Source organism: Streptomyces pratensis, from assembly GCF_037137275.1.
GTDB classification, from domain to species: Bacteria; Actinomycetota; Actinomycetes; order Streptomycetales; family Streptomycetaceae; genus Streptomyces; species Streptomyces pratensis_B.
The window spans coordinates 77,560-91,664 of the sequence record NZ_JBBBEN010000093.1 but is presented as its reverse complement, the minus strand read 5'-3'; the positions used below and the strand labels follow the sequence as shown (position 1 = coordinate 91,664).

The following is a 14,105-nucleotide window of genomic DNA, read 5'->3' as shown; positions in this document are numbered from 1 at the left end:
GGACCCTGAGGGTCTGCGGTCCGGACGTCCGGTTCCTCCCCGTCGGCGCGGAGGCGGCAGGCCCGACCCCGAGGGGCGCCCACGGGCAATATCAGGGACGGTCCAGGGTCGGCGCGGGTCCCGGCGGGCGGCCCGGCCCGTCACCATGGAGGCATGACCGCTCCTTCGGACGCCCCTCCCGGCGTCGCGCCCCCCGACGCGCCGAAACCGCAGCTGCGGCGCACCCCGCGGCAGAAGGTCGTCGCCGGGGTGTGCGGCGGTCTCGGCCGGTACTGCGACGTGGACCCGGTGATCTTCCGGATCGTGCTCGGCGTGCTGGCGGTGACCGGCGGCATCGGTCTGGTCTTCTACGGCTTCGCCTGGCTCCTGCTGCCCGCGGACGGCGACGAGGAGAACGAGGCGCGCAAGCTGCTGTCGGGCCGGGTGGACGGGGCGTCGCTGGTGGCGCTGCTGCTGGCGCTGATCGGCTGCGGGCTGTTCCTGTCGATGCTGCACAACCGGGACATGCTGTCGTTCGCCTCGCTGCTGGCGCTGGCCGTGGTCGGCTTCTCCGTGTGGACGCAGTCCCGCCGGCCGGCGGCCCCAAAGGGCCCGGTGGCCCCGCCCGGCGCGCCGGCCGCCCCCGCGGGGGCCGCGCACACCGGCGGGCTCGGCACGCCCCCGCCGGAGGTGAAGGCCCCGCCGAGGCCGGGCAGCCCCTCGTGGTGGCGGGACCCGATCGTCAAGGACGGGACGACGGGGCCGGTGGGCTCCGGCTATCTGTGGGGCCCGGCCGATACGGACCTGGGCGCGGCGGACGCCGGGGCGCGGGCCGGGAAGCCCAGTGCGGAGGCGCCGTTCCGGGTGCCGCAGCCGTCGGCCGGTGCGCGCGGTCCGCGGTCGATCGGCGGTGCCGTCCTCCTGGCGGCGCTGGTGGCGGGCGGCCTCGGCACCGGCCTGAGCTGGGAGCACCAGCCGCTGGGGACCGCTCTGCAAGTCGGCCTGGCCGCCGCCCTCGGGGTGTTCGGGCTGGGGCTGCTGGTCGCCTCTGTGCTGGGCCGGACCGGTTTCGGCACGGTCCTGACGGCGATGGTCACGGCGGGTCTGCTCGCGGGCGCGTCGGCGCTGCCGAAGGACATCGGCACGACCTGGGACCGCCGGGAGTGGCGTCCGGCCTCGGTGTCCGCCGTGCGGCCGCACTACGAGCTGAACGCGGGTGACGCCCGGCTGGACCTGTCGGGTCTGACGGTCCCCGCGGGCGGGAGTGTGAGCACCGGGGTCGACGTGGCGGCGGGGCGGATCGCCGTCGTCGTGCCGAGGGGCGTGACGGTGAAGGTGCGTGCGGAGGCGGGCCTCGGGGAGATCCGGCTGGAGGAGGGGCAGCGGGTCCAGGTCCGGATCAGCAGCGACGCCTCGACCCGCCGTACGCTGCCGCCGCCCGAGGGCGGGGAGCCGGCGGGCACGATCGAACTGGTACTGGAAGTGGGCGTCGGACAGGTGGAGGTCACCCGTGCTGCTGCATGAGTTCCGGCCGGGCCGCGCGGTGGCGGGCCTGGCGATGCTGGCCCTGGCCGGGGGGTACGCGGCCGACGCCGCCGGGGTGTGGGAGGCCCCGTGGACGTTCTTCCTCCCGCTGTTTCTCGGCGGTCTGGGGCTGGCCGCGACGGCGACCTGGGGCGCTTACCTGATCCGGCGGCGGCGCGCGGCGAGGAAGGCGTCGGCGGAGAACACGGCCGCGCCCGCGAGCACCAGCGGCAGCCAGGCCATCAGATAGGGCAGATCGTTGCCGTAGTAGTACGGCGTCGCCTGCCAGCTCACGGTCAGCCAGAGGCTCAGCGAGATCAGGGCGCCGCCGAGCGCCGCGAGCCGGGCCCAGAGGCCGACGAGGGTGCCGAGGCCTACGAGGAGTTCGCCGAGGGCGATGGCGTAACCGAAGCCCTCGGGGCTCCTGAGCGCCAGGTCGACGAGGGCGGGGATCGCCGAGGAGTCGCGTACCCCTCGCATCATCTCGCCGACGGACCCGGTGCCGGTGGCGGAGAGGAAGGCGCTGTCCGTCAGCTTGTCCAGGCCCGCGTAGACGAAGGTGACGCCGAGGAAGATCCGCAGCGGGAGCAGCGCGTACTCCCGTGCCCGCTCCCGCGGGCCCCTGGGTTCGCCCCGGCCGTACGAACCGCTGCCGCCGTAACCGCGCATCACGCCGCCCCGCTTCCCGAAGTCCCGTCGTCCCGACCATACGTACGCCTCGGGAGCCCCGCTCACCAGGGGGCGGGAGCGATCGGCGGCGGAAACCGCCCGGGGGCCGGCCCGGCCGGTCCGTCACGCGCGAGGGCCGGTCAGTCCGTCACGTCGATCGGGCAGCGGTCGGTCTCCACGCCGGTGGCGGTGATGACCTGGACGTCGACCGTGCCGGGCTCGACCTCGACCGGGACCGGCACGGTGAGGACGGTGTCGGTCGGGTTGGCGAAGCCTCCGGGGACCGGGATCAGCGGCACGTGGACGTGGACGGTGCCGATCCGCACGACGAGCCGGGCCAGCAGGTCGGGGCGCTCCGCGCCGGGCGGCACGAAGCCGGCGCCCCGGATCTCGATGTCGTCGCCGGTCCGGATCGGGGCGTCCAGGTCCCCGGCCTCCCGGGCCCGTACGACGGACAGCACGACGGGGCGGCCGCCCTCCGCGTACTTGCCTGCGAAATAGGTCGCGGCCGAGACCGCCACGAGCAGGGCGAGCCCCCACGGGAGGTCGGGCAGCTGCTCGGGGCGGCGGGCCAGGCGGACCGCGGCGAACAGCACGGCGACGGCGCTGACCAGCACGTACTGCACATCGGTGAAGGAGCCGCGCCCCGAGTCGTCGGTCAGCAGGTCGGCGGCGCGCGGCCGGTCGGCGCGCAGCTTCTGGAGCCGCTGGGCCAGCACTCGTACGGTCACCACCCGGCGGACGACGACGGCGACCGCGCACACCAGCGCCAGCACGCACAGCACTCCGGCGGACCGCACGAGGTCGAGGCCCTCGATCAGCGCGTCCCGTTCGGCGGGGTCGGAGGCTCCGGCCAGCTGGAGGGCGAGGACGAGGACGGCGAAGACGGCGAACAGCACCCACGCGGCGGCGACCGTGCGGGAGGTGGAGAGCCGGTTGTCCTCGCCGATCAGCGGGGCGAGGAGGCCGCCGCGGGCACGGTGGAAGCGGGCCGCGGCACTGAGGAGGGCCGCGGTGACGAGGGCGGCGAGCAGGGAGGCGGTGCGGGCGGTGGTCCAGCCGGCCCCGATCGCGGTGACGCTCGCACCGACGAGGAGGGCGACGACCGCGCCCCAGACCGTGAACAGAGTGGTCCGCCAGACCCGGTGGAGCCAGGCGTCACCGGCCTGTTGGGCCCGTTCGGCGACGGCGCGGGCCGACCCGGTCAGCTCGTCGGAGACCCACTGCCGGGACGCGGAGGCGGACTGGGCGACGCCGGCGGGCAGGCCGCTCCCCGCCGCCAGTTCGTCGCGCTTGGCGAGGAACGCGGCGACCGCGCGCCGGTGCCCCTCGCGTGCTCCGTGCGGACAGTCACCGCAGGCGCAGCCGCCTCGGTGGGTGCCGTTCGTCCTTGCCTCGTCCAGCGCCACGGAGGTTTACGCCCTTTCACGCCCCGGTACAGCCAACTCGCCTGCGATTCCTGCGAATTGTGCCGTATCAGGAGGCCGTCCCGCTCGGCGGGGCGGGCCGGGGCACCAGTCGCGGAAACGTTCGACCGATGCCCCGCCGGGGCCCCGTCGGGCGGGAAGGGGCGCCGGGCCCGCCGTCCTCCCGTGACGCGCCCCGGGGGGGGCGTGCCGGGGGGCTGCACGGGTGCGTCACCGGGTCGGGCTCGTCACCGCTCGGCGTGACCAGCCGGTACGACCGTGCCGCCGCCCGGACGGACGAGCGACGGCATCGGCGCGGACCCAGGGGCCTGGAGGCCCGTGGGGAGCGGGGAGGTCACTCCCACTCGATGGTCCCCGGCGGCTTGCTCGTCACGTCGAGGACGACGCGGTTGACGTCGGCGACCTCGTTGGTGATGCGGGTGGAGATCTTCGCCAGCGTCTCGTACGGCAGTCGGGACCAGTCGGCCGTCATGGCGTCCTCCGAGGAGACCGGGCGCAGCACGATCGGGTGACCGTAGGTGCGGCCGTCACCTTGGACGCCGACGGAGCGGACGTCGGCGAGGAGGACCACCGGGCACTGCCAGATGTCGCGGTCCAGGCCGGCCGCGGTGAGCTCCTCGCGGGCGATGGCGTCGGCCTCGCGCAGCAGGTCCAGGCGCTCCTTGGTGACCTCGCCGACGATGCGGATGCCGAGGCCGGGGCCGGGGAACGGCTGGCGCTGGACGATCTCCTCGGGCAGGCCCAGCTCCTGGCCGACCATCCGGACCTCGTCCTTGAACAGCTGGCGCAGCGGCTCGACGAGCTGGAACTCGATGTCGTCAGGGAGGCCGCCCACGTTGTGGTGGGACTTGATGTTGGCGGTGCCGGTGCCGCCGCCGGACTCGACGACGTCCGGGTAGAGCGTGCCCTGGACGAGGAAGGCGACGTCCTCGCCGGCCGCGCCCGCCTCGGCGACGAGCTCGGCCTGGGCCTGCTCGAAGACGCGGATGAACTCGCGGCCGATGATCTTCCGCTTCTGCTCGGGGTCAAAGACGCCCGCCAGTGCGTCGAGGAAGCGCTTCTCGGCGTCGACCACCTTGAGCTTGACGCCGGTGGCGGCGACGAAGTCCTTCTCGACCTGCTCGGTCTCGCCCTTGCGCATCAGCCCGTGGTCGACGTAGACGCAGGTCAGCTGGGACCCGATGGCCTTCTGGACGAGGGCCGCGGCGACGGCGGAGTCGACGCCGCCGGAGAGGCCGCAGATGGCGCGCTTGGCGCCGACCTGCTCGCGGATGAGGGCGACCTGCTCCTCGACCACGTTGGTGGTGGTCCAGTTCGGCTCGATGCCCGCGCCGCGGTAGAGGAAGTGCTCCAGGACCTGCTGGCCGTGGGTCGAGTGCATGACCTCCGGGTGGTACTGGACGCCGTAGAGCTTCTTCTCGTCGTTCTCGAAGGCGGCGACCGGGACGACGTCGGTGGACGCGGTGACGGTGAAGCCCTCGGGGGCGGCCGAGCAGGCGTCGCCGTGCGACATCCACACCGGCTGCTCGGTGGGCGTGCCCTCGAAGAGCGTCGAGCCCGCCTTGGTGACGTGCAGCGGGGTGCGGCCGTACTCCCGGGCCCCGTTGTCGTCGACCGTGCCGCCGAGCGTGGTCGCCATCAGCTGGAAGCCGTAGCACATGCCGAAGACGGGGACCCCGGCCTCGAACAGCGAGCGGTCCAGGGAGGGGGCGCCCTCCGCGTACACCGACGACGGGCCGCCGGAGAGGATGATCGCGCGGGGGTTCTTGGCCAGCATCTCGGCCACCGGCATGGTGGACGGGACGATCTCGCTGTAGACCCGGGCCTCGCGGACGCGGCGGGCGATGAGCTGGGCGTACTGCGCGCCGAAGTCGACGACGAGGACCACGTCGGCCGTGGCGTCGGGGGCGGCGGGGGGTGCTGCTGGCACGGGGGCGGCCTTCCGGCGGTGGTGAAGGGGGTCGGTCCTCCCGATTCTACCGGCCGCCCGCCGTCGCTCCCCGCGCCCCGGAATCCACCGGCCGCCGCGACCTGAGCGCATCCGGGGAGCCGGGGGCCGCGCCGGGCCTCCGGGGCGCCAGGGGCTCCAGGGAGCCGGACCCCCGGCCCCGGCAGGGGGCGCGGGGCCGGGCCGTGCTCGCCGGGGCTGGGGCCCCGGGACGGCCCGTCTCACCATACGGGCCCCGCGTTGGTACGCGGAGGGGGCCGGGGCATACTGTCCCCCATGCGTCAGCACACGACCTTCGTCTTTACCTATGGCACCCGGCCCGCCGGCTGCCATGGTCGTGTTGCGTGAGTCACTGACGAGCAACGTTCCAGGCGCCCCGGGCCGACAGGCCCGGGGCGTTCTGCGTGTCCGGGCCACTCGCCCCGGGGGCCGTCACCCACCGGGAGTCACCATCATGAGCAGCACCGGCGCCACCGCCCCCACCAGCCCCGCCGCCACCGCCGCCGAGCGGACCGGGGCGCGCACCGACGAGGCCGCCGCCCTCGTCGGCGGCGCCCGGGAGCGCATCGACGCCCTCGACGACCGGATCATCGGACTCGTCCAGGAACGGATGGCCGTCTCGGCCGTGATCCAGGAGACCCGGATCGCCTCGGGCGGCCGCCGGGTCAGCCTCTCCCGCGAGACGGCCGTGCTCGGCCACTTCCGGGACGCGCTGGGCAAGCCGGGCACCGCGCTGGCCATGACGCTGCTGGAGCTGTGCCGCGGCCGGGTGTGAGGACGGGCGGGCGACACCGTCCGTCGCCCGCAGGACGGGCCCGCATCTGCGTTCGGGCCCCGTCTCACCCGTACGGCGCGTGACCGGGACGGCGGTGTCTTCGTTGATCCCGGTGTCCGTGCCAACCAGGGGCGGCATCGGTAGGAAAACCACGCGTGGCTCTGCCGGGGCGTGAGACGTACTGCACGTATGTCGTGGGACCACATCCCGGCACATGTGACCGGTCCGCAGGGGACAGCGGACCGGTCACCCCTGTGCGGCCGGACCCGGGGACGCCCGGGTTCCGGTCGTATCGGAAGGTACTTCGGCGGTGATCCGTCCCCCTCCCCGCCGCTCCCGCACCGCAGCCGTCGAGAACCCGCCGACGGACGGGCGCGGGCGGGTCTGCCCGCCCGCGCCCGTCGGCCGGTCCGCGGGTGATCAGGCCCGCGCGCGCCGCCGGGCCGCCACGTACAGCACCAGGCCCGCGGCCAGCGCCGCGGCCGCCACGCCGGAAGCGGTCAGCACGGTCGTTCCGGTCAGGGCCAGGTTGCCGCCGTCGGACGTGCCCGAGCCGCCCGTGGCCGTGCCCGTGGCGCCCGTCGAGCCGCCGCCGGAGGTGGTGGACGCGGAGGACCCGGACGTGCTGTCGTCCGGGGCCGGAGCCGTGGTCGGCGGGGTGGAGGGCGTGCCGGAGCCACCGTCGGAGCCGCCGGAACCGGTCGTCGTGCCGCCGGAGTCGGCGACGCCGCCCTCGGCGTTCAGGATGACCAGCGCGGTGTTGTTGGCGGGCTTCGGGTCGAAGGGCAGCGCCGGCTTCTGCACCCACGTGTCGCGGACGACGACCTCGCCGGTCGCGCCGATCGAGGACGCGTCGATCCGCAGCTCGAACGGCAGGTCGAGGCCGCCGCCGTCGCGCACGCTCATCGAGGTCGGGCAGACATAGCGCGGCGCGGGGCTCTCCTGGTCCTCGCGGTACCCGCCCTCGGCGGTCACCGCGCGGCAGCGGTCCGGCTTGGCGGTGACGGACGTGCCCTGCGGGACGGTGAAGTCGACGGCGGCGACGTCCTCGCCGGAGCGGATGTAGCCGATCCAGGCCGGGCCCTCGTTGCGGAAGCCGATGTCCACCTTCACGGTGCTTCCCTCGGCTCCGGCCGCCTGGTCGCCGTATGCCACGAAGTCGGCCGTGTTCTTCGTACGGAAGTCGACGTCCTGCTGGTTGTCGTACGGGGCGAGGTCCAGGCTCCGGGCGGCGGCGCCGCTCTTCTTCTTGACCTCGACCGCCTTCAGCACGCCGCCGGTCCCCCGCTCGACGGGGGCGCCGGCGCGCTGGGCGGTGCGCTGGGCGGCACTGTCCTCGTGGACGCGGTAGAGGAAGGTGTCGTAGAAGGCGCGGGTGGTCGCCTCGATGGTGAGCGGGGACGCCAGGGTGTACGTCGCGCCGGGCTCGAAGGACCCCTCGACGGAGCAGAGGACGGTGGTCGAGCCGAAGTCGGGCTCGGCCGTGCCGTCCTCGGTGTACTCGCAGTTGGAGTAGCGCTGCGGGATGTCGAGACCGCGGGAGTACATCAGGGTGAGCAGGACGCCGTCGGCGGCCCGGCTGCCCCGGTTGTGGAAGGTGATCGGGGCCTGCTGCCGGTCGCCCGGGTTCAGCTCCTGGTCGAAGGGGAGCTGCTCCATCACGAGGTCGGGGCCGCCGACCGTGAGCCGGGTGGTGAACGGGGTGAAGGTCACGCCCTCCGCCTCGCCGGTCACCGTGATCGTGCCGGAGTCGCCGTCCTCGCTGCCCTTGGCGGCGGTGGCGACGAGGTCGGCGACGCCCTGGAGGCCGGGCCAGAGGCCCCAGTCCTCGCAGACCAGCTTGGTGCCGGTGGTCTCGCAGTCCGCGCTGGTGGCCTCGCCGTCGACGCGGACGTCGGCGACGCCCGCGACGCCGCTGAGATCGAAGGTGAGGGTGTAGTAGCCCCCGTAGCCGCCGTTGTCCTCGTCCTCGGACGGGTTGTTGACGGTGAACCCGATCGTGGAGCTCTGCGGCTCGCCAGTCGCGGGGTAGGGGTGCAGACCGGTCTCGGCGGGGCCGCCGAGCGTGAAGGCCGGGGCGTCGGCGGCCTGCGCCGGGGCGGCCGGTCCGACCAGGGCGGCCGCGGCCAGCAGGCCGGCGGCGGCGAGACCGCCGGCCGTACGGCCCAGGGTGGTTCTCGGGGACAAGCGTGTCATCGGGAGCCCTCTGATACTCGGGGTGAGCTGTGTGACTGCTGTGACGCAGTACGGGTTCGACCGCACAGCCCCCCGGAGAGTTGCCCCTGACAAGATCACGAATTGGGTACGGGTGTGTCTCCGGCGTCCCGCACGTCGCCGCCGGCGTCCGCGGCCCGCTTGGGCGGCACCGCCGGGATGCCGAGGAACGGCAGCTTCAGCGCGCCGAAGGCCTCCTTCGGGACGGCGGGCGCGAGCGGCTCCACCGGGGCGAGGCGCTCGTAGGGCGCGTCCTGGTCCGGGCGCGGGTCGGCCTCGCCCTTGTTGGGCCAGAAGGACATCGCGCGCTCCGCCTGGGCGGTGATGGTCAGCGAGGGGTTGACGCCCAGGTTGGCGGAGACGGCGGACCCGTCGACGACGCTGATGCCGGGGTGGCCGTACAGCCGGTGGTAGGCGTCGATGACGCCTTCGGCGGGGCTCGCGCCGATCGGGCAGCCGCCGAGGAAGTGGGCGGTGAGCGGGGTGCCCATCAGCTCGCCGACGTTGGACCCGGCGAAGCCGTTGATCTCCTCGGCGAGCAGGGAGGCGCCGCGGGTCGCCTCCCGGATCTGGGTCGGGTTGGGCGCGCCGTGCCCCTGCCGGGCGGTGAGCAGGCCCTTCCCGATGCCGCCGGTCTTGCGGTAGGTCGTCAGGGAGTTGTCCAGGGACTGCATGACGAGCCCGATGATGGTGTGCTCGGACCAGCGGCGGTTGGAGAGCGAACGGGCCGCGAGGGCGGGGTGCCTGGCCATGTTGGCGAGCCAGCCGAGGACCCGGCGGCCGCCGTAGGGGACCTGGAGGATCGACAGCGCACCCATGGCGTTGGAGCCCTTGCCGTACCGCACGGGCTCGATGTGGGTGTTGGCGTTCGGGTGGATCGATGAGGTGATCGCGACGCCCTGGGAGAAGTCGGCCTTCGGGATGCCGTGCTTCTTCCGGTAGCGGCGGTCGCTGGTCTGGGAGCCCACCAGCGCCTCGGAGTTGGTCCGGGTCAGTTCGCCGAGCCGCGGGGAGATCCGGGGCAGCAGGCCGCGGTCCTTCATGGTGTGCAGCAGGGTCTGGGTGCCGTACGTCCCGGCCGCGACGACGACCTTGCGGGCGCGCAGCCGGGTGGGCCCGGCCGTGCGACGGCGGTCGGTGGGGACGGTGAGGACCCGGTAGCCGCCGTCGGGGTGGTCGGTGACCGCGACGACGGAGGTCATCGGGTGGATGACGGCTCCGGCCCGTTCGGCGAGGTGGAGGTAGTTCTCGTTGAGGGTGTTCTTCGCGCCGTGGCGGCAGCCCGTCATGCACTCGCCGCACTCGGTGCAGGCCTTGCGGGCGGGGCCGGCCCCGCCGAAGTACGGGTCGGGCACGGTGGCGCCGGGTGTGGCCGGCGCGGTGCCGTCGGCGTCCTTGCCGTCGCCGAAGAAGACGCCGACCGGGGCCAGGTGGAAGGTGTCGCCGACGCCCATCGCCTCCGCGGTGGCCTTGAGGTGGATGTCGGAGGGGGTCATGGTCGGGTTGAGCCGGACGCCGAGCATGCGGCGGGCCTGGTCGTAGTACGGCTTCAGCTCCTCCTGCCAGTCGGTGATCGAGGCCCACTGGCGGTCCTGGAAGAACGGGGCGGGCGGCACGTAGAGCGTGTTGGCGTAGTTGAGCGACCCGCCGCCGACCCCGGCCCCGGCGAGGACCATGACCTTGCCGAGGAGGTGGACGCGCTGGATGCCGAAGAGGCCGAGGGCGGGGGCCCACAGGTAGTTCCTCAGGTCCCAGGAGTTCTTCGGGAGCGTGGCGCGGGTGAAGCGGCGGCCCGCCTCCAGGACGCCGACCCGGTAGCCCTTCTCGGTCAGCCGGAGGGCCGACACCGCGCCGCCGAATCCCGAGCCGACCACGAGGACATCGTAGTCGTACGCGGCGTCGTCGTCGGCCGGCGCCCGGTTCGCGGCCTGTTCTGGGGCAGGGCTTTCCTGGGGCATGGCTCTCCTCGGTACGAAAAGGGCGGGAGGTTCGGCGGTGGTGCGGGCCGCCGCGGGGCGGGCCCCGGCCGGCGGCCCCGGCTCAGCGCAGCCGGAGCGCCTTCATCGCCCTGAGGCTGCGGGTCATGAGCGCGGCGTACTTCTCGTCGTCCATTCCGAACGCGGGCGCGAGCGGGATCAGCCGCTGCTGGGCGACGGTCTGGGCCTCGGTGTACTTGAGGATGCCCTCGGAACCGTGCCGCCGGCCGAGACCGGACTCCTTCATGCCGCCCATCGGGGAGCGGACGCTGCCGTAGGCGGGGGCGTACCCCTCGTTGATGTTGACGGTGCCGGTCCGCATCCGGGCGGCGACCCGGTGGCCGCGCCGGGAGTCGGTGGTCCAGACGCTGGAGTTGAGGCCGTAGGGCGTGGCGTTGGCCAGGGTGATCGCCTCGTCCTCGTCGCTGAAGCGGTAGATGGAGACGACCGGCCCGAAGGTCTCCTCCGTGCAGACGGCCATCGGGGCCTGGACGCCGTCGAGGATGGTCGGCTCGTAGAACAGCGGGCCGATGTCGGGCCGGGGAACGCCGCCCGCGACGAGCTTCGCACCCTTCTCGACGGCTTCGGCGACGTGCCGGGCGACCGTCTCCAGTTGCCGTTCGCCGACCAGGGAGCCCATGTCGGCCCCGTAGGCGAGGGCGGTGCCGAGCCGCATGGCCTTCGTCCGGGTCGCGAAGCGCTCGACGAACACGTCGGCGATCGACTCGTGGACGTACAGCCGCTCGATGGAGATGCACAGCTGCCCGGCGGAGGAGAAGCAGGCGCGGACGGCCCCGGCGGCGGCCTTCTCCACATCGGCGTCCTCAAGGACGAGCATGGCGTTCTTGCCGCCGAGCTCCAGGGACACGCCGACGAGCCGGGAGGCCGCCCCCACGGCGACCTCGCGGCCGGTGCGGGTGGAGCCGGTGAAGGAGACGTAGTCGGCGCGGCGGACGACCTCGGGGCCGACGACGGGCCCCTCTCCCAGTACGACCTGGAAGACCTCGGAGGGCAGCCCGGCCTCGACGAGCAGGTCGCGGGCCCACAGCGCGGTGAGCGCGGTCTCCGTGTCGGGCTTCATCACGACGGCGTTGCCGGAGACGAACGCGGGCAGGGCGTCGCCCACCGACAGTTCGAGGGGGTAGTTCCAGGGGGCGATCTGCCCGACGACACCGCGCGGCTGGCGCAGTTCGGTGACCTTGGTGAGAGTGGGGACGACGCCGGTGTGCCGCCGGGGCCTGAGGTACGCGGCCGCCGCGCGCCCGTAGTGGCGGGCGGCGACGGCGACGGCCTGCACCTCTTCGTGGGCGTGCAGGCGGGCCTTGCCGGTCTCCAGCTGGATGAGGTCGAGGACCTCCGACTGGCGGCCGATGACGAGGTCGTGGAAGCGCAGCAGGACGGCGGCCCGCTGCCGCACGGGGGTGGCGGCCCACACGGGCTGGGCGGCGCGGGCCCGGTCGAAGGCGGTGGCGACGTCCTCCGGGGTGGACTCGGGCAGGTCGGCCAGCTTCTCCCCGGTGAAGGGGGTGTGGTTGGCCGTACGGCCCGATCCGACGACGCCACGGGTCAGCTGGGCGATCACCTCGGGGGTGACCACGTCGGCGACCGTGCGCACACCGGCGGGGGCGACCGCCACGGGGTTCGTACGGAGAGGGGCGGCAGGAGCCTGCGAGTCCGTCATGAGGCCGAGAGTATGTCCAGCCGCAGCCTTTGGGTACCCGTCGGTAACAGTTTTTCACCGGGCCCTGCGACCCCTTCCGTCCGCTCACACGATCAAGCCAGTCATCACTGGCTACATAACCGCTGATCAGTGGCTATGCGGCGGACCGTACGACGGCGGCGGGGCCGTCGCCCGCCAAGACCGCGGATCTCAGCCCGGGGCGCGCCAACTGCGCAGCATGGTGTCGAACCGCTCGCGGCTCCTCTCCCAGCCCTCCTCCGGGGCCGTGAGGTACAGCGCGTATTCGGGGCCGCCCGGCCCGCCGTAGTACATCTGGTCGATCCCGTGCCGGGGGCCGGGATGGTCCTTGGTCTCGTGCCAGGTGAACTCCCAGAGCGAGCCCGGCCGGTCGCGGAAGGTGTTCTTCTCCAGCACGATCCGCCGGTAGCCGGGCAGCCGTGCGGACAGCTGCCCCTCCATGTTCCGCATGTGCAGGTACGGGTGGTCGAAGTCCGGGTCCGCATCGACGCTGATCCGGATGCGGTGCGCCCCGCCGTCCGGCGTGTAGTCGATCTGCCCGTCCTGCACCCGGCGCACCCAGTCCTTGGGCACGACCAGGCTGAAGCCCTCCGGGTCCTCGACCCGGTGCCAGCCGTCGGGTATCCGCCCGCCGCCCTCTGCGGAGGCGGTGGGCCCGGAGGCGGCCGGCGGGGTGGCGGGCGTGGTGGCGGCGGCCGCCCGGCCGCCCGGGGCCTCCGGCCCGGAGGACGCGCCGGAGCTCTTCCCGTACTCCATCGCGGCCAGCCCGGCCCCGCCTCCCAGGACCGCGGCGGCGACGACCACGACGAGCGCGGTGCGCCGGCGGGAGCCGCCGCGCCGGGTCACCGGGGCGAAGGCGGACCCGGCGGCGGGGACCGTGCCCGGGCCGAACCCGCCGGGGCCCGGTGCGTCGGGTGTGGCCGGCCCCGGCCCCGGCGCCGTCTGCTGGGCCGCACGGGGCAGCCGGGCCGTGGAGCCGTCGGAGCCCGGGTACCCGTAGCGGGCGTCCTCGGGGAGGCGCTGGGTGGGAACATGCGCCTGGGCGGCGCGGGGCTCGCGGCCCTCCATGGCGGCCAGCAGCATCTGCTCGGTCTCGGCGGCCGTGGGGCGGTCGTCGGGGTCCTTGCGGAGCAGTGCGGTGATCACGGACCCGAGGGGGCCGGCGTTGACCGGGGCGGGCGGCTCCTCCGTGACCACGGCCTGCATGGTGGAGATCGGGGACGTACGGCGGAACGGGGAGCTTCCCTCGACCGCCGTGTACAGCGTCGCGCCGAGCGACCAGAGGTCGGAGGCGGGGCCCGGATCGCCGCCGCGCACCCGCTCCGGGGCCAGGTAGTCGATGGAGCCGACCAGTTCCCCGGTGCGGGTGATGGTGGAGTCGCCCTCGATCGCGGCGATCCCGAAGTCGGTCAGCAGCACCTGACCGTCGCGCGCCAGCAGGACGTTGCCCGGCTTGACGTCGCGGTGCAGCACCCCGGCCCCGTGCGCGGCGCGCAGCGCGCTGAGCACGTGCAGCCCGATCCGCGCCGCCTCGCGCGGGGCGACCTCGCCGCTCTCCTTGGCCGCGTCGGCGAGCGAGGGCCCGTCGACGTACTGCATGACGATCCAGGGGCGGTTGTCGTACTCGATCACGTCGTGGACGGTGACGACGCCGGGGTGGGTGATGCGGGCCGCGGCCCGAGCCTCCTTCTGCGTACGCGCGTGCAGCACGAGCCGGTCGGCCTCGGCCACGTACAGCCCGGCGGTCAACTCCTTGACGGCGACCGTGCGGTGCAGCACCTCGTCATGAGCGCGCCAGACCTTCCCCATGCCGCCGCGGCCCAGCACCTCGCCCAGCCGGTAGCGCCCCGCCAGCACCAGACCCGCAGCCGTGCCCTGTGATCGATCCACGTGA

General features: G+C 74.1%; 10 protein-coding genes. 3 read left to right on the top strand and 7 right to left on the bottom strand.

Annotated elements, in window-relative coordinates; all coding sequences use genetic code 11:
• Positions 1-153: 153 nt before the first annotated feature.
• Positions 154-1,503, top strand: coding sequence for a PspC domain-containing protein (locus V9U70_RS19765; protein WP_336677025.1), 1,350 nt, complete (start codon positions 154-156; stop codon positions 1,501-1,503).
• Positions 1,490-1,753 carry a hypothetical protein gene (locus V9U70_RS19760; protein WP_336677023.1) on the top strand — a complete coding sequence of 88 codons (264 nt, stop codon included), beginning with the start codon at positions 1,490-1,492 and terminating at the stop codon, positions 1,751-1,753. Before V9U70_RS19765 ends, V9U70_RS19760 begins: the two co-directional genes overlap by 14 nt.
• Here V9U70_RS19760 and V9U70_RS19755 read toward each other — a convergent pair.
• The 3 genes from V9U70_RS19755 to guaA all read right to left on the bottom strand — a co-directional run bounded on the left by V9U70_RS19755 (position 1,660) and on the right by guaA (position 5,529).
• On the bottom strand, positions 1,660-2,172 hold the full coding sequence (locus V9U70_RS19755) for a DoxX family protein (protein WP_336677515.1): 513 nt from the start codon (positions 2,170-2,172) through the stop codon (positions 1,660-1,662). The two genes, V9U70_RS19760 and V9U70_RS19755, sit on opposite strands and share 94 nt — an antisense overlap.
• 140 nt (positions 2,173-2,312) lie before the next feature.
• Positions 2,313-3,581, bottom strand: a complete 1,269-nt coding sequence (locus V9U70_RS19750) for a hypothetical protein (RefSeq protein ID WP_336677021.1) — start codon at positions 3,579-3,581, stop codon at positions 2,313-2,315.
• Positions 3,582-3,933: 352 nt separating this feature from the next.
• On the bottom strand, positions 3,934-5,529 hold the full coding sequence (gene guaA, locus V9U70_RS19745) for a glutamine-hydrolyzing GMP synthase (RefSeq protein ID WP_336677019.1): 1,596 nt from the start codon (positions 5,527-5,529) through the stop codon (positions 3,934-3,936).
• Positions 5,530-6,001: 472 nt separating this feature from the next.
• Here guaA and V9U70_RS19740 point away from each other — a divergent pair, with 472 nt between their 5' ends.
• On the top strand, positions 6,002-6,322 hold the full coding sequence (locus V9U70_RS19740) for a chorismate mutase (RefSeq protein ID WP_336677018.1): 321 nt from the start codon (positions 6,002-6,004) through the stop codon (positions 6,320-6,322).
• Between the two features lie 420 nt (positions 6,323-6,742).
• Here the strand turns inward: V9U70_RS19740 and V9U70_RS19735 are convergent, their stop codons facing one another.
• From V9U70_RS19735 to V9U70_RS19720, 4 genes are all read right to left on the bottom strand, one after another.
• Positions 6,743-8,518: a peptidase gene (locus tag V9U70_RS19735; protein WP_336677016.1), complete on the bottom strand. Its 1,776-nt coding sequence runs from the start codon at positions 8,516-8,518 to the stop codon at positions 6,743-6,745.
• Positions 8,519-8,613: 95 nt separating this feature from the next.
• Positions 8,614-10,494, bottom strand: a complete 1,881-nt coding sequence (locus V9U70_RS19730; RefSeq protein ID WP_336677014.1) for a GMC family oxidoreductase — start codon at positions 10,492-10,494, stop codon at positions 8,614-8,616.
• A gap of 82 nt (positions 10,495-10,576) precedes the next feature.
• Complete coding sequence (locus V9U70_RS19725; protein ID WP_336677013.1) at positions 10,577-12,193, bottom strand: succinic semialdehyde dehydrogenase; 1,617 nt, start codon at positions 12,191-12,193, stop codon at positions 10,577-10,579.
• Between the two features lie 189 nt (positions 12,194-12,382).
• Positions 12,383-14,101, bottom strand: coding sequence for a serine/threonine-protein kinase (locus V9U70_RS19720; protein ID WP_336677011.1), 1,719 nt, complete (start codon positions 14,099-14,101; stop codon positions 12,383-12,385).
• Positions 14,102-14,105 lie beyond the last annotated feature (4 nt).